This window comes from Hoylesella shahii (genome assembly GCF_937990675.1).
GTDB classification, from domain to species: Bacteria; Bacteroidota; Bacteroidia; order Bacteroidales; family Bacteroidaceae; genus Prevotella; species Prevotella shahii.
Genome location: NZ_CALKQY010000049.1, coordinates 59035 through 76172, shown reverse-complemented (window position 1 = coordinate 76172; position 17138 = coordinate 59035). Strand labels below are relative to the sequence as shown.

Here is a 17138-nt window from a genome sequence, read left to right as displayed (position 1 = left end):
TTAACTGATTGACAATTGCTAGCTTTATATTTGTAATTTTGCATATAATTTGCTCATTCTTTTAACAAAATGCGCGCAAACAGAAACAATCATCTAACAAATTCACTCACATCATCTCTTGCTTTTCCTTTCTCTGCTTTAATTTATATATATAACCACAGCCTGGCTCTCGGCGCCTATACTAAGAACCAAAGCAACAACATGCCTAAGATGCCACCCAAAAGAGCTTTCCAGCCCACATGGATAAAGTACCATCCCACACGCATTCGCTCTGTCTGTATCAGCGCTAAACCACTTATCGAACCTATCGGCAATATATTTCCTCCCATAGCTGTGGCAAAAGCTATCATTTTCCAGTACGCTCCGTTCTTGGCAAAGTTTGCCGCATAGGTTGCTAATTCACTGCTTTCTCCTGCCACAACAGAATGAAGCGATACGGCCGACACTGTGGTAACAAAACTATCTAGCACACTACTAATGGTTGCACAGGCTACGCCAAAGAACCAGATATTAGGTGTTTGCTTATCGATATAGGCCATAACCTCTCGAAAAAAACCTGTTTCGCTAACTACGCCCATGGCCAACATTATGCCCAACACAAACAATATCATCTGCATCGAACCATATTGCAACACGCGGGGTATGCGTCGGTGTATTGTTTCGCCTGTATTAAATAACTTGCGGTTGAATATTTCGTTTACCACCCACAACACCGATAGCACGCAAAGCGCACCAAGGAAAGGGCTTAGTTTGGTAATATTATGAAATGTAGGTATGAACCACAACCCCCCAATACCCACAACAAACATCACAAAACGTTGCCACACATTGAGATTGGTGTCATCGCCACGATATGGAAGTCGTAAAAATTCTATATCAAGGCGGTGAGGCAGACTTCTAGACAATAGCCATGTTGGAACAACGCAAGCCACTATACAAGGTAATGCCATACTCAACGAATAGTTTGATGCAGTTATTGCGCCCATATTCCAAAGCACAAGACCCTCGGGCGAACCAATAACTGTCAATGCACCACCCATATTTGCGGCTATCACGGCCACACTACCGTAAACCATTCGGTAACGTCTATTGGGTATTACTTGATGTATCAGCGTTAAAGCCATCACGGTGGTGGTGAGGTTATCCAAGTTTGCTGAAACAACAAAGACGATAAGCATCATCATCCAAAGCAACTTCTTGCTATTTCTTGTGCGTGCCCACACACCCAAGAAATCGAAACAGCCATTATTATTCAATATCTCTACAATAGTCATTGTGGCCAACAAAAACAATACAATCTCGCAAGCCTTACCCACATATCTTAGGAATACGGTTTGCGCGATAAACTGCTTCACAGCCATACTGCTGTGCGCTGCCCCATTTAGATAGTTGGTATAGGCCTGTTGGTGCATCATTTGCACAAAATCGGTACCGTAAGACACATACAGCACCCACCCCACTGTACCAACAAAGATTGCTACAGCGGCCTTATTCACATTTGTAACATTCTCTGTACTAATGAGAATGAACCCAACGACTATGATTAAAAGGATAATCAGAGACATTTACATCAATTATTTAAACGCAAAGGTAACAATTGTTTGCGAAACAAACAAATACAAAAGAAACTATTAAATGTTTTTTGATTCAGTTGTTCTCTTTAGCCGATTTTATTGCTTTCGCCACTCGCGCTCAATTATGCTATTTAACGGTGTTTATTTCATTTTTTATCATTCTACCTTTTAAGTATGTTGATTTTATATTCTTTTTTCTGCTTTCCTTTTGTTTGCTAATTGACTATTTGTCTGTTTATTTTCCCTATTCGTTACCCATTTCACCAGAATGAGTATGATTGAGAAACCAACCTGTATCAAACAAATCACACAGTCGATTGCAACTCATTTGACGAAGACATCATTTCCCTACATATAATTTTTCCCTTACTTGTTTTTCGTATTCTTAAGCGACCCAATAACTTCTTAAAACCACATACTTTAATTGCCTTTTGTGTATAAAAATATTTCTATGAACGTGTCTTCATAAATAACCATTGAACCCCACAGAAGAAAAACAAAAAAACACAAACATACTAATTGTTATTGACTGCGAGTACTCTTAATCGACTATCAACTGTTGGCAAGATATTAATATTTTGATGTATGCTGTAAGGCTTTGAAAAATTTAAGCTAGCGCGATTACTTGACATTTGTTTAACAAGGCCTCCACAACAGCTTGTTAAATACGGTAATCTTACTTTACAAAACGCACTCTTCAGACCAAGGCATTCTAGAGAAAACAGGTGCTATAAAACATAAAATTTAGGCATTTTTTCAACCTCACGCCTTTTATTTTACGCATCAACTTAGCCCAAATCCTTCATTTTGCACCATTTTACTCTTCTATTTGCTGATGAAAGTGCAATTTTTTATCATCCTAAAAACAGGTTTTATGGGCTAATAACACACCATTTTTGTTCGTTTTATAGTGTAAAGAATATCATTTACGCTGTATTTTTAAAGTTTTAAAATCTGAGCAAATTCACATTTTGCACCATTTTACCTTGCATTTAGCACCAAAACGCATTGCATTTAGCACCAAAACGCACTGCGTTTTGCAGCTTATTACACTGCGTTTAGCACCATATTACACCCCATTTTGGTGCTTTTTGGCCCAGAATTTAGTACAAAACTCCTTTTTTATAGCATAAACTGCGGGTTTTGACACTAAAAATCATTTTACCGGCAATTACTTAACTAACTCTCTTTACACCCTTATAAACTCACGCGAGAATTGAATATTTGCGAACGAATGGCAAATGGTGAGCAAAAATGCTACTCACAATGTTAAAATTTGTACTTAATATTTTACACAAAAAATCACCAAGCCGACAAAAAAGCGATAAAAAGTAAAGATAAAGTAATTAAGACACACCACGAATGAACAAAAAATCAATGCCCTTCAATGATGATTAGTGGGAAATTGGCCGTTATCAAACTAAATTGATATTCATATAAAAAGACCTAAGCCCAAGGAATGAGTGATGAGAAAGAATTACTTTTAACCCCGCATTCTACCCTTATAGGCTGAAATAATATTGTTTATACCCACTAGAAAACCTAAATTCATTAAATAGTCCGTACAAACTGCACATAAGTTTTGGAAATGTGCAAGCAAAATTGTAATTTTGCACAAGATTAAGAATTATGTGCAATGAAAAAGACACCTAGCTTTAATGCATATATCGAAAAGAGCATCAAGAACCATTGGAATCTTAATGCCCTCACCGATTACAAAGGTAAGACGCTGCAATATCAAGATGTTGCGCGTAAAATAGAGAAATTACACATACTATTCGAAAATGGTGGCATCGCAAAAGGGGATAAAATTGCCCTCTGTGCACGAAATAGTTCCCATTGGGCAGTAGCTTATTTTGCTATCCTCACTTACGGGGCTGTGGTAGTTCCAGTGCAAAGTGAATTTACCCCCGAGCAGATTTACAACATCGTTAACCATTCTGAGTCGAAGTTACTCTTTGTAGGAGACACTATTGCAGCGAACATAACGATAGAAACGATGCCTATCGTCGAAGCCATCGTTTATCTGCCCGACTTCTCGTTACGCGCATGCAAGTCAGATAAGTTGACCTTTGCCCGCGAACACCTTAACGAACTATTCGGAAAAAAATATCCCAAATATTTCAGAAAGGAACACGTAGCCTATCATCTAGATGAAAGCGAAGAGTTGGCTATTATCAATTACACCAGTGGAACAACTGGATTTTCCAAAGGAGTGATGCTGCCGTATAGAGCATTATGGGGCAATCTAGATTTCATGATGCACGATTTGGCTCCACATGTACCAGCTGGTAGCAACATCTTAAGTATCCTCCCAATGGCACACATGTATGGCCAAATGTTCGAATTGGTACTATCATTTTGCGTAGGAGCACACAATTACATCCTCACTCGCCAGCCTTCACCTTCACTAATCATCGAGGCCCTGGCCGAAGTGAAACCCGCTATTGTGTCGTCTGTACCACTTACGATAGATAAAATTATACGTAAGCGAATTTTCCCTCAGGTACAAAACAGTAGAATAAAACTATTGTCGAGTATGCCTGTGATTGGTAAAAAGGTAAAAAACAGCCTCTGCCAAATGGTACGCGACCTTTTTGGCGGCAATATTTATGAAGTTATTGTTGGAGGAGCTAGTCTAAACAAGGAAATTGAAGACTTTCTTACAGACATTGGTTTCCCCATTACGGTTGTATATGGTGCTACCGAGGCTGCACCGGTTATCACTTTTACCGATAAAAGCCAGTTTGCTTCAGGTTCGTGTGGCCTACCCTTATCACACTTGGAGGTTAAAATCGACAGCACCGACCCGCAGAATGTGCCAGGAGAAATTGTTGCTCGTGGCATCAATATTATGCAAGGATATTATAAAAACAAAGAAGCAACACGGCAAGTACTGGATGAAGAGGGCTGGTACCACACCGGCGACCTAGCCACAATGGCTGCCGACGGACACATATATATAAGAGGACGCATCAAAAACATGCTTTTAGGGTCGAACGGACAAAACGTTTTCCCCGAGGAGATAGAAGACAAGCTCAACTCTATGTCGTTGGTTAACGAAAGTCTTGTGGTGCAAAAAGGCGACAAATTGGTGGGATTGGTGTTCCCCGACCAAGACGAAGTAGCGTCGCTCGACCTCTCTACCGAAGAGTTGGAAGGCATCATGGAGCAAAATAGGCGCGACTTAAATGCCCTATTACCATCCTATTGCCATCTTTCAGCCATAAAACTACACGATTCTGAATTTGAAAAAACACCTAAAAAGAGCATTAAACGCTTTCTCTACCAGAACGTGTAAGCGCCTTCGCCCTTATCTATCTCGCAAGAGATATGCACACTAGGCACAGGCCACCCTCCCTTAAAAACAGATATAACGTTATAAAGCAACATAATTATGGAAAAAATACCTAGCTTCAACGCCTGCGTACAGAAGAGTATCATAGACCATTGGGATCTTGATGCCCTTACCGACTTTAAAGGGCAGACGCTACAGTACCATGACGTAGCAAGAAAAATAGAGAAGCTTCACATACTTTTTGAGAATAGCGGAGTACAAAAAGGAGATAAAATTGCACTTGCTGGGCGCAACTGTGCTAATTGGGCTGTTGCATTCTTAGCAACACTAACTTACGGTGCAGTGGCTGTACCTGTACTTCATGAGTTCACAGCCGACCAAATGCACAACATCGTAAACCACTCTGAAGCGAAACTGCTCTTTGTGGGCGATGTGGTGGCCACGACCATAGATGCCACTAAGATGCCACAACTGGAAGGTATTATCTATATTCCCGACTATTCGCTAGTGCTATCGCGTACCGATAAGCTTACTTTTGCACGCGAACACCTTAATGAAATATTTGGAAAGAAATACCCCAAGTACTTCCGTAGGGAGCATATAAGCTATCACATCGAGCAAACCCCCGACGAACTGGCGCTTATCAACTACACCAGTGGCACCACAGGTTTCTCAAAAGGCGTAATGATTCCTTATCGCGCCTTGTGGAGCAATCTCGACTTTGCCGTCGGTGTACTCGGTCCGCACGTTTCTCCTGGTGCGCACATCATCAGCATTTTGCCCATGGCCCACATGTATGGCATGGCCTTCGAGTTTATATTCGAGTTCTGTAGCGGTTGCCACATCTATTATCTCAACCGCATTCCAAGTCCTGCTATCATTGCCCAAGCATTCACCGAGATTAAACCAAAGGTAATTATTGCTGTGCCACTGGTAATCGAAAAGATTATCAGGAAGCGCGTTTTCCCCAAAATACAAAACAACAAGATGCGCCTGCTGCTTAACATGCCGGTGATAAACAAGAAGATTAACCAGAAGATTAAGGAGCAGGTAGCTGCTGCTTTCGGTGGTGAATTCTACGAGATTATCATCGGCGGGGCAGCGTTCAATCGTGAAGTGGAAGCATTTCTCACTCGCATCGGCCTACCCTTCACCGTTGGTTATGGTGCTACAGAATGTGCACCCATCATTACTTATGCAGACTATAACGACTTTGTTCCCACTTCATGTGGCAAGGCGGTGGTTCATATGGAAGTAAAAATCAACAGCAGCGACCCGCAAAACGTACCTGGTGAAATTCTTGCTCGTGGCTTAAACGTGATGTTAGGCTACTATAAGAACGAGGAAGCCACACGTGAAGCACTTGATGAAGAAGGCTGGTATCATACAGGCGACCTGGGTTTGATGGACGAAAATGGTAATGTCTTTATCAAAGGACGCTCCAAAAACATGCTCCTAGGCTCGAACGGACAAAACATTTACCCTGAAGAGATTGAAGACAAGCTTAACTCTATGACTCTTGTCACAGAAAGCGTGGTAGTTCAAGACGGAGAAAAACTTATTGGACTGGTATTCCCCGACTTCGACGAAGCTAACAATCTCGGTTTGAACAATGAAGACTTGGCCAACCTGATGGAGCAAAATCGCCTAGAACTTAACGCGATATTGCCAGCCTACTGCAAACTGTCGAGCATCGAAATTCATGCCGAGGAGTTTGAAAAGACGCCTAAAAAGAGCATTAAACGATTTAAATACCAAAGGTAATACAAGCTCTAAACACTTACAACAAGCGCCCAATTGCATTGACAACTGGGCGCTTGCTTTTTTATAAGCCCTTTGTAGCCCTTCGTACTTTTGACCATTCAGTATCTCTATCCATCAACAAACGACTTAAACCCATTACACTATTGTTTCCCTAGAACAAACAGTCCACATAAGAACAGATCTCTAAAACGCTTTTTATCAGCATGAAGGATAAACAAGAAACAAGAAGGGCGAAAAGATAAAGACAAGAACGAGACCATAGTCTCAGAAATTGCATATCGCTTTTATCTTTTCACCCTTATAGGTTTATATAATACTGTCTTTAACAATTAACTAGTATAAACATTTCACTTTACAATAATCTTCTTGCTTGAGCCATCTGAATATTTCACAACGTTGACACCTTTCTCCAGTTGTTGGCGTTTACTACCATCTACAGCATAATAGCCAACCACCACTTTATTGTCTGTAGCAACCTTATCAATGCCAGAAGTAACTACATTAGTACTCATTGGCTCACTCTGATACTTCTTACCATCTTGTTCGTAAACCATCACCACAGTAAGCTTCTTTATATGGGCATCATAGAAGTGTAAAATACGCTGATCGTCAGAAACCTTAAAGTCTTCGTTTCGTTTATCTTGGTAGTTGAATGGGATATCTACCATATCCTTTTCAAGATAATAATACTGCGACTTCAAAAACTTAAATGGCTGAGGATTATCGTTGATATATACGTTATAATACATGTTATTGGGGTCGAGATAATTGCCAGACTCATCCACATTTCTTACATAAAACGCCAATGTAATGGTGGTTAGGCTATAGTCGTAGCTATCAACTGCCGATCGATAGTGCAAAGTGGGTGCTGCTGGTTTGGCCGCTTTCTTAACAAAAGGTATAAGCACAAGGCTTTCAAAAGTTTCCATTCCATCAACTAAAGCATTCTCCGTGCTACGCTTACCGAAAACAATTTTAAGCACATTGTTGCAAGTTAAGACACCTGTTTCGGCATTAACACTAAAAGTTAGCTTACTAGCCAGCGTTGAAGCATCGCTATAGGCAGCTGCATAAGTATGATATACGGAAGCATCATTCGAAAATCTCACGAAGTCTGTTCTAACCGTAGTACCAAGATATTGATTGGTTAGCATCTCAGCTGTATTTCCGTTCTGCGTTAACTTCACCCATACATTGGCCAATTTACTGGTTTTAGAAATACCTTTTAAATAAATATCATTACCATCAATAGCCGCATCAATCACGCGTGGCGACGTTTCTTCTTTAGAAGAGAGCGTATATTGCACAGTCTTAGCATTTGCGGGTGGAGTAACAGGTGTATTTTCGAAGCTTTCGATAGTTACATCCCAGTCGCCGTAGCGGTTTTCCCACGAACCATTATCATAAACTATGCCTAATATTTCGTTTTTATTGCCTACGCCAAGCATCTTTAGCGTTTGTCCATCCCACGAAAAATCCATGAAATTATTGTCTTTCGACACCACTTCGTATTGGTTATTATCTTTAATACTCATACGATTAAGCAAAAACTTACGCTCGGTGTTTGCTCCCTCATCATCATCGTCACCTCCATTGTTGTCTTTAAAAATCACTTGAGGCAGTTTAGCGCGATATTTTCCAGCACTCAATGGGTCTAGTTTTAGCCATGATTTACTGTCGAAGCCTGAAATTGGATTATACACATACAGGCAACCATCTTCGCCAACAACCACCTTAGACACCAATCCGTCGTATCTACCAGGTTCAGTTCCTATCCAACCTTTCTTCACCCACGAACTACTTGAGCGATACATGTGGTCTATCAGCTTACCTTTTGGTGTTTCTACCAGTTGTGCCGATGCAGAAAGGCACAAGACTAATGCACAAAATGAGAATAAAGTTTTTTTCATACGTCAATATTTTAGATTTGAATGAGGCTGTTTCTATAAATTCTACGTTTGTATTTCATCTTTAACTCATACCAAGTTCAATGACATATGTAAGCATGCATCAAGATAAAACCTAGAATAGTCTTCAAAGACCTTTCATAGAACCAGCCTTTTAGCTTAAAAAATAGTCATGTTATTAAAAATCATACCCAATGCCTACATTGAAATAGCTACTACCAGCATCAGCCGTTCTCAGCAAATAAGCACCATTTAGGCGAAATGAGCCATACTTAATGCCTGCGCCCATGGTGACATGGCTGAGGTTGTGGTCGCCATATTCGTAACCTACACGAACCGAAGCTAATTTATTATAGGTGTATTCCAAACCTCCACCCGCCATAAATGTTTTGCTATCTTCTGGCAAGAAGTAGTAACGCGAAGACAAGGCAGTTGCCACTTGATGCTTATCGCTAACATCGATGGTCATTGTTGCTCCAAGAACCGCATGTGTTGGTAGCGAATTCTTGTTGCCACTACCAAAATCTAACTTTGGACCAATGGCGCCAACCTTAGCATCAAGCATAACACTGGCAGACTTATTGGCAACCCTAAGGTCGGCGTTTTGATAAGAGGCGCCTAACGTAAAGGATGCTCCAACAGCATTTTTAGACTGATGACTGAAGAGCATTCCGCCCATAGCATAGGCCGAAAAACCACCACCAAGCATGTAAGCATAACCTAGGTCAATGGTCCAACTATAAGGTTTATAATCTTTTGTAGGCAACCCCTGCATGTCGTAGCCCTTAAACTTCAATCCGCCTGCATATCTAAAACCTGCAAACACAGCATGCTTACTAGCCAACTTATAGCCCACAGAGGTCGTGTAAAGCGAAAAAGTACCCTCTATACCTTGTTCTTTTTCAAAAGCAGCAGCAGCTACATCAGCTGCAAAACGCTTGTCGTCACCAAGAAAAGCAGAAGGATTGGCGTAGAGATGCATACCCTTTGCTGCCACCATTGCATTACCCATCGCTGCCGTTCGGGCATCTGCATTGGCAGTAAGTATCGAAAGGTCTTGTCCTTGGGCATTAGCCTGCATTGCACCCATAAGTGCTAGGCAAGCCAAGATGATATGTTTACTATTCATAATTGTTAGGGTTATCGTTTAATGAACATTTGCACGTGTGTTCCCTTGTTGGTGTACACAAAAAGCTTGTATGTACCTGTGTGAAGTTTTGAAAGGTCGAGCTTTGCAACATTGTTGTTGTCGGGAACTACAGTGGCTTTCATCAGCTGTTCGCCCACTGTTGAAGTGACAACAAACTCGGCTTCTTTTACATCAGAATTAAGAAGCGCGTTAATCTCCGTCTTAACGGGTATGGGATAAACGGCATAAACAGGGGCTGACTTACGCTCGACAACGCGAACTTGGAACGAACCTTCCGATGATCGCTGCGTACCATCTGAGGCAACAACACTAATGCGGGTAAGTCCTAGGGCCAAAGGTTTGAGCTGAAGCTTGTCGTTATTTAACTCTACAGAAGCAACACTGCTATTTCCCACACTGGCTTGGAAAGACAATTGATTGCTACCACTGTGCTTATAATGTCCATTCAGAGGTATAGACACCAAGCCTTCATCCAACCCCACGATGTAATTAGAGAATGGCGTTTCTAGTGTTGGCGGCAAGTACTTAATGATTTTAAACGTGAAACGCTGTTCTGTTTTAGCACCCAAATCATCTGTAAGTATAAACGTGCACGTGTAATCACCAGCCTCGAGTACAGGAACAAGGTTCACTGTAACCATTCCTTGTTTCAAAGAATAAGACACACCTTTGGTCTCTCCTGCAGCTTTTATATCCCAACTGTGTCCATCTGGGTCGGCCACATTAAAGGTAAACGACTTTCTTGCATTGCTATTCACTTCTATAACCCCATTAGGGAAGTTGGTTACCTCTGGTGCATGGTTCTGTTTTGTGGAGACTTTCTTAATAACTGGCTTTGAAACATTTCCCCAACGGTCAACTGCAACAATGGCAACAGAATAACTTTTGTTGTCTTCTAGATTATTAAACGTGTAATTAAGTGTCTCACCTAAGCTGTGCCCCACCCCATTAATTTCTTGATAATCCATATCTTTAAGACTCTCGGGGGTAAGGTCGTTAGCACTTATATATAATCTATAGAAGGCCGCTGTCTTATCTTCGTCTTTGGCAATGCTCCATTCTGCATTCACATCAACAAAGTCGGGCGTAAGCGTTAGCTTAGTCACCTCATCGGGAGCAATCTTTGTATCCGACTCGAAAGCAGCTTCGGCATCGATAAATCCCCTTCCAAGCTTGCCTTTATAAGCAGGATTTATCTCATCAATATTATAGGGGCGGTAAGCCGTTATGAGGCGAGACTTCAACTCTTCGTTAGTAAAGCCCTGTTTACCAAAGTACGAAACGATGAGCGCAGCAATGCCCGATACGTGCGGACAGGCCATAGATGTGCCTTGAAAGAAAGCATAACCCGAGGGAACTTTACGTTTTGGCACAGTACTTAACACGCCACCATCGTTTCCAAAAGTGTCCTGATCACCACCTGGAGCCATTATTGTTACCCAGTTAGCATAATTGCTGTAACTAGCTTTTGCAAAATTCCAAGCCATCGCCGATACAGATATCGCTGGCGGATAGCATGCGGGGTATGCCGAGAACTCTTTATTTTCGTTGCCTGCAGCAAATATTACCACACCTCCCTTCATAGGCGAATCAGCCCGTTGATTGCCATTAGCATCACAGCCAGCCATCTTAATAAAATAGTCTACTGCCTCTTTCAGCAATTGAGGCATAGCCGTAACACCAGTTTTAAACGAGTATCCCCACGAGTTTTGGCAGATAACTGCTCCGTTGTCGGCCGCATATTTTATGGCCGCAGCGGCATCTCCTTGCTCGTCTTTGTTTCTAAAAATCTGGCAACTCATAAGTCGCACGCCACTACCTGGTGTACCATCGCCTCCAGCAATACCCGCAACGCCTTTTCCATTGTTGTTACGAGCCGCAACAGTGCCGGCCACGTGGGTGCCATGCCCTTCGTTGTCGGGTTCTATCTTGCCCCCAACAACATCTTTTGCCTCAACAAAGTTGTAGCCATAGACATCATCAACAAATCCGTTTCCATCATCGTCAACACCTGCTTGACCATTTTTCTCCTTCTCATTCACATAAAGATTGTCAACCAGGTCTTCGTGCGTCACGTCTATACCACCATCAACAACGGCAACAATCACATTGCTTTTGCCTGTTGTGTATTTTTCCCAAGCAGGTTTAACATTGCAATCGGCCCCACTTTTAGCATGGGCACTAACCGAGCCATCGTTGTAATAATGCCACTGTTTAGGCAAAAGCGGGTCGTTAAAAAAGCCACTGCCCTGTTGCGTGGGTGCTTTGCCGCCAGCGTAAGCACGTGTTTTAATCTCGGGGTGCGCTATGGGCAGAACCCTTTCAGCACATTCCACACCGCCAACCTTATTGAATTGCTGCAACACGGCATCCACATCTTTACTTTCGTCAAAATAAATTGTGTACCAGCGATCTAGTCCTTCGGCCACAGTGCGTGCTTCGTAGATACCTGCTGGTTTAAAAACACGCTCCATTTTATAAGCGCCCGAAAAACTCATAGCCTTCGACATGGCCGACGGTACACTCTGCATTGACACATTTCCATCGGCAGCACTAGACAGTGCACGTGTTGTGGTCTTAGCCAACTTCACATTGATGCATCCCTTTACGGCAAAAATGTTTTTATCAATAATTACCGAACGTGTATCAGAATTTGCGACCGACGACTCTAAATTGTCGCTACAAGAGGTTGCAACCATCATGCCCCACAGGGCACAGGCACATAGATATATGATTGTTTTTTTCATTGCTAGTCCTTTTATTCTTATTTCCCTGTGTTGTGCTTTTTAAGCATCTGTTCCACTTTTTCCATCGTGGCTTGTTTACTTCCTGCAAATACTGTGGGTTTGTATAACACTGAGAGTTGCATAACGGGCTGTCCATTGTTCACATCAGAAAACTTACCTCCCGAAATGGCTAGCGTAAGATAATCTGAACGACGCGCATATACATGGTGTTTGCCATTATAGCCCACGAACTCGAAATTGTTTGAAGTAAGCAACTTATCAAACTCGCGCGTGATAAACCATTCTCTGCCGTGTTGCCACAAGCCTAAATTGGGCTGACTGATACTCAAACTATATTGTTCAACACTTCCAATCTTATCGGCAGGTGCAGGAGAATCACCACCACGCGTATAAAAGAAATAGGTGCGAGACACCACCAGGGGGTCGGTTGTTTTGTAAATCACGGCTTCAATTTCTCTATTTCTCGATACCTGTCGCGTAACTTCTTCGCTGTTTTTTGCCGTTTCATACTCCTCAACAGCAGTTATTTTCTTGTCTGTCTTATTCAACAGTTCAAGCGGACCAAGGTCAAGACTGTTGAAAGTGGCATAATCGCGGTCTTGGACATGCATCTGATAGAAAAACAGCACCACGCTGTTGTTTCTCTCCATCACATCCACATCCATGGTGATAAGTTCGTTTTGGTTTACATAATGATTGGTGTCTTTTGAGTCTCTTTCGTAACCATTAGCCTTAACAAAGTCTTGAAAAGCTTGCGAACGCACAGCGTCAACTCCCTCTTTAACCAACGAACGGGTAAAAATGCGTGTGGGTGTGAAGTACTGCGTGTCGTGAACATAGAACACTTCTTTAAATAAAGGCGACGAGGTTTTGAAGATATAACTCTCTTCATAGAGTCCATTACCAACATCTGGGCCACCATATTCCTTAAGAATACTTCCTCGACGATATTCAAAATCCATCATCTTATGCAAACTAAATGGGGTACCAGGGTTACATGCCAAAATAAAAGTAGACACCCCAGGCTGTTTAACAACCACCTCGCTGCTCTTACCTGCATACGAGAGCGTGAGTTTAATACTTCTCTCGTTTGAATCGTAGTTTGGCTTTGATATAAATTTCAAAGCGTGTTTTTTCTTCACAATCTGCAACCAGCTGGGCGTTTCGTTCTGAGCAAGTTCATAAAGACTGCCTTCTACGTTAACATCAACAGTTGTTGTGCCACCCACTTGAGGCAAAACCACCACACCGTTGGCTACTTCTAGCGATATATCAGCTGCACTTTGGGTCACCGAAATTTTCTCAACCGCCAATCCGCCATCAACAAGAATATAGCCATTGCGTTCAGCTCCAGTGGTATTTGCATCCACTTTCACGGCAATCTCATTTCCGTTTTTCGTGAGGTGCATCCACGATTTGGGCGTTGTGGCAATCCATTCTTTGCAATTGGTATTAACCGTTACGATTGTTTCGCCAATTTGGTTAGCAAACTTTAGGTCTTTATCAGATACACTAAGTTGCGGTTGTTCTATGTCGTCGCTTTTTACACAGCTTGCCATTAATCCCAAAATTAGGCTTAAAGGCAAGAGCATAAACAACCTATATATTTTTACTTTACGCATGTTGAATTGGTTTTAAATGCGGAATAACCTATAACTAAAACTTCAACGCCTTCGTAGCATCCACAAAGTTGCTCACCATTTTATTTTGAGCCTTTAGCGCTTTGGTGCCAGCCCCCTGCACAGAAGCATCATAATTGTAGAGCAATGCCAACACAGGAACATTATTATCAACAACAGACAAAACAGCAATGAGCAAGTGATCGCGTTCGCGAACAAAGTAATGCGTGTTGCCAGCCGAACGAAGATACGAGAATCCCTCGTCTCCCAACTTCTTTTTAAACTCGTTGGTAACAACCCATTTGTTGCCATACTTCCAGAGTCCTAAGCTAGTATCCTTAAAAAGCAAGGCACCTATCTGTACACTACCTAACTTAGCAGGCGATTTGCCGTCTTTATCAGTGGTATAAAAAATGTGAATACGACCATATGGAGCCGAGGCATCACTGTTAGCTTTAAGCGTGTATTGCAGTTGAGACACCTCAGTATTCTTGTTTTCGTTAAAACTTCTCTCTTCTTCTTTGCTACCGGCATCTTGTTCATACTTTTCAACTTGAGCCAATTTCACATTATCATCCTGCAACAATTCGAGTGGATAATAAGGTAGCCTATCGAATGTTTTATAATCACCAACTTGCTTCATCACAGGTGTAAAAGTAAGGTTAACCCCTTGATTGCCCACCTTTTCTGAGATATAAACCTTCAAAGCCAATAACTCTTTATCGTTGACATACTCTCTATCCGAAGCCGAATTGCTACGTACATAACCATTATCGGCCAAGAATTTTGCAAAAGCCTTGTCTTTAACTGCCTCAACAGCTGTTGCACCATCGCCCACTGTGATAATTTGAGAAGGCGTAATGCCATCGGCACTACTATATTGCATCAATGTAAGAATGGGAGAAGGCGTGATAAAAGTGTACATTTCTTCCAATCCATAGGCCGGCATAGCAGATTGATACTCGCGCAAATAGCTACCTCGTCCCAATTCGTATTCCATAATCTTATGCACATCTTGGGGTAAACCGGGGTTGATAGGCAAGACAAAACGTTGGATACCCGATTGAGAAACAACGATTTCGCGTGTTTGATTACCACTCTTAGCATAAAGTTTTACCTCACGGTTAAGGTAAGAGTCGTTGCGCTCGGCCACTAACTTTATCTCTTCATCACCCTTTATTATCTTCAACCAAGTAACATCCTCACTAAGAACTACATCGTATGCAGAAGTATTTGTAGTAACATCAACAACCTTTTCGCCACCCGATTGCGGCAAGTAAATAGCAGTGGGCACTACATCAAGCGTTACATCAGCAGCGCTTTGTCTCACTTCAATCTTACCCGTTGCACCATTGGCATTGACAATAACATGACTTATGCGTTCGGTTCCCATTTTGTTTTCGGCAACTTTCACCTTTAATACATTGCCATCTTGAACAAGCGACAGCCAATCTCCCTCTTGAGGCGAAGAGGCAATCCAGGAATTTTGGTTGGTAGTGACGCTAATTGTTCGTTCGCCCACACCTTTATCAAAGGAAACACTACTTTCAGAAAGAACCAATGTTGGCATTTCGAACTCGTCTTCCTTTGCACACGAGCAAAGGCAAAGAACTATTCCACAAATAAATAGCGGAATGATTGTTTTTTTAAAGCTCATATTCTTCAAGATTTTATTTGATAAAACTTATACTTAAATTCGTTGTTAAACGTCTACTCTTTACTGGAAAGACGCTCGTTTGAAGCGCGAAGTTAATAAAAAGAAATACTTTATTTTAGAAATTGACTTAGGTTATTTCACAAAATACCCACAAATGGGGATACAAACCTACTCCACTAATTTAATGAAGTAAGCTTTTAAGTGACAAAAAATCATTTCATCTTTACCTTTCATTGTTGCATATCATTTAGTTAATATTATTGGCTAAATACCTAAGGCTGATAATTTCCAAATGTGGTTCTACCTTGCACATAAATATCTTTATCACAACTAAGTGGTACCTACTCACAATGTTTAAGTTAATGTGGCAATAAGTTTTTTACAAATGTCGATAATTTTGTTGACACACACAAGGTTTTTTGGTATAATATTGTTAACAAAACAACTTCTTTTGTTTAATTCTATTTAAGCACATAGCTATTCTAACTTGATGCTATTCAAAAAAAAGCGCACAAACACTTTACTATCATCAATTATTTTTAATATTAACTTGAGTTATATAGTTTGTTTGCAATAAACCTATCTTAGCGCCAACTCATTCATTAGCGTGTTGGTAACATCTCTAAACAGACAATAAACCTATCGAGAAATTGTTAAATTAGTAAATGTATTTTACAAAACACAACTATAAATTCCAGCCTTCTAGACAAATCAAAGCACTAAAATAGGTAGAAAATGCACTGAAATTTCAAAATTCGCTTCCCTCTTCAAGCGAATTTCTACACCGTTTTTTGTTATTTCATATGGTTTTGCATTTCTATTTTGAGAAAAAGTGCGCCAAAATTTAAAGCGAAACAACAAAAAAATGAAGACTTAACCCTTCGATAAAAAATGCTATTTGTACCAAAACGAACTGCATTTAGCAGCAAAACGCCTTGCATTTAGCACCAAAACACCTTGCGTTTAGCAGCAAAACGCAAGGTTAATTGCAGCAAAACGCAGAGCTTTTAGCAGCAAAATACACAAATAACAGCCGAAAAATAACCTATAAGTACTTATTTATAGGATTTTTAGCGGTTTTGAAGGCAAACAGAGAAAGAATTTTTGGCAGTGAGTTTAGATAGGCACAACACATCAAAAACATACTAAAAATAACCCATTTTTCGGTATTACACCCGTAACTAACTTGAAACTAACACTTTACAAACTCACAAAAATACGCCCAAATTTTCAGCCTTAGCCCCATTTTTTCTAAACGAAGGCACTCACAATGTTAAATTCTAGTACAATTATTTTACATTCTAGAAACAACAAATTCATCATCTTGGTTCAACAAAAAGACCGAGATATAACGAATATGCTTAATATTGATAAAATAACAATGCCAACAAGCGCCGTTGAAACACAAAAGTAAATGCATCA

8 protein-coding genes are annotated in these 17138 nt (G+C 41.0%); 2 read left to right on the top strand and 6 right to left on the bottom strand.

Annotated features, from left to right (window positions below):
* Positions 1 to 176: 176 nt before the first annotated feature.
* On the bottom strand, positions 177 to 1565 hold the full coding sequence (locus tag QME03_RS07315) for an SLC13 family permease (protein ID WP_281723928.1): 1389 nt from the start codon (positions 1563 to 1565) through the stop codon (positions 177 to 179).
* A 1645-nt stretch (positions 1566 to 3210) separates the two neighbouring features.
* Here QME03_RS07315 and QME03_RS07310 point away from each other — a divergent pair.
* Positions 3211 to 4875, top strand: a complete 1665-nt coding sequence (locus QME03_RS07310) for an AMP-binding protein (protein ID WP_281723927.1) — start codon at positions 3211 to 3213, stop codon at positions 4873 to 4875.
* Between the two features lie 96 nt (positions 4876 to 4971).
* Positions 4972 to 6636 (top strand): AMP-binding protein, encoded by a 1665-nt coding sequence (locus tag QME03_RS07305; protein ID WP_274946770.1) that lies wholly within the window; start codon positions 4972 to 4974, stop codon positions 6634 to 6636.
* Between the two features lie 347 nt (positions 6637 to 6983).
* Here the strand turns inward: QME03_RS07305 and QME03_RS07300 are convergent, their stop codons facing one another.
* From QME03_RS07300 to QME03_RS07280, 5 genes are all read right to left on the bottom strand, one after another.
* Positions 6984 to 8546, bottom strand: a complete 1563-nt coding sequence (locus QME03_RS07300; RefSeq protein ID WP_281723926.1) for a hypothetical protein — start codon at positions 8544 to 8546, stop codon at positions 6984 to 6986.
* A gap of 175 nt (positions 8547 to 8721) precedes the next feature.
* Positions 8722 to 9672, bottom strand: a complete 951-nt coding sequence (locus QME03_RS07295) for a PorV/PorQ family protein (protein ID WP_281723925.1) — start codon at positions 9670 to 9672, stop codon at positions 8722 to 8724.
* Between the two features lie 11 nt (positions 9673 to 9683).
* Positions 9684 to 12440 (bottom strand): S8 family serine peptidase, encoded by a 2757-nt coding sequence (locus tag QME03_RS07290; protein WP_281723924.1) that lies wholly within the window; start codon positions 12438 to 12440, stop codon positions 9684 to 9686.
* A gap of 17 nt (positions 12441 to 12457) precedes the next feature.
* The gene (locus QME03_RS07285; RefSeq protein WP_281723923.1) at positions 12458 to 14062 is read right to left on the bottom strand and encodes a BACON domain-containing protein; all 1605 of its coding nucleotides are present in this window, start codon (positions 14060 to 14062) and stop codon (positions 12458 to 12460) included.
* A gap of 34 nt (positions 14063 to 14096) precedes the next feature.
* Entirely contained in the window at positions 14097 to 15716 is a 1620-nt protein-coding gene (locus QME03_RS07280; protein ID WP_273147153.1) for a BACON domain-containing protein, read from the bottom strand.
* Positions 15717 to 17138: the final 1422 nt, after the last annotated feature.

Bases quoted from the DNA above. Each gene is read 5' to 3' on its own strand.
- QME03_RS07300 (WP_281723926.1), bottom strand. From the start codon at position 8,546: ATGAAAAAAACTTTATTCTCATTTTGTGCATTAGTCTTGTGCCTTTCT.
- QME03_RS07285 (WP_281723923.1), bottom strand. From the start codon at position 14,062: ATGCGTAAAGTAAAAATATATAGGTTGTTTATGCTCTTGCCTTTAAGC.
- QME03_RS07290 (WP_281723924.1), bottom strand. From the start codon at position 12,440: ATGAAAAAAACAATCATATATCTATGTGCCTGTGCCCTGTGGGGCATG.
- QME03_RS07295 (WP_281723925.1), bottom strand. From the start codon at position 9,672: ATGAATAGTAAACATATCATCTTGGCTTGCCTAGCACTTATGGGTGCA.
- QME03_RS07280 (WP_273147153.1), bottom strand. From the start codon at position 15,716: ATGAGCTTTAAAAAAACAATCATTCCGCTATTTATTTGTGGAATAGTT.
- QME03_RS07310 (WP_281723927.1), top strand. From the start codon at position 3,211: ATGAAAAAGACACCTAGCTTTAATGCATATATCGAAAAGAGCATCAAG.
- QME03_RS07305 (WP_274946770.1), top strand. From the start codon at position 4,972: ATGGAAAAAATACCTAGCTTCAACGCCTGCGTACAGAAGAGTATCATA.
- QME03_RS07315 (WP_281723928.1), bottom strand. From the start codon at position 1,565: ATGTCTCTGATTATCCTTTTAATCATAGTCGTTGGGTTCATTCTCATT.